The sequence below is a fragment of the Klebsiella sp. K47 genome (assembly GCF_051858335.1).
In the GTDB taxonomy this organism is placed as follows: domain Bacteria; phylum Pseudomonadota; class Gammaproteobacteria; order Enterobacterales; family Enterobacteriaceae; genus Klebsiella; species Klebsiella pneumoniae.
Genome location: NZ_JBPYUI010000329.1, coordinates 1 through 230, shown reverse-complemented (window position 1 = coordinate 230; position 230 = coordinate 1). Strand labels below are relative to the sequence as shown.

The window sequence follows — 230 nt, the reverse complement described above, 5'->3', positions numbered from 1 at the left end:
TGATTGAGGCGAAAGTTCGACCATTACAATTGGCGCGTTCTATTGCTTGTGATGAAGAAGGGTGCACCAAATATCAGTTGTACAGCTTGGACACTAATGTCCCATGGATCAATCAATATTTTGATGAGCGGATGAAAAAAGCCAATCCTGTGGCGTTTGAAAGCTCGAAGCAAGCAAAGCCACAGATCGATGAAAACATGCTCAGTGAAACTTTGTCTGATGTCCGTTAT

At 42.6% G+C, this 230-nt stretch carries 1 protein-coding gene; it reads left to right on the top strand.

Annotation, left to right across the window (positions count from 1 at the left end; genetic code table 11):
* The coding region (locus tag RRF55_RS28250) for a hypothetical protein (protein WP_439419333.1) at positions 1-230 on the top strand (230 nt) is incomplete at both ends.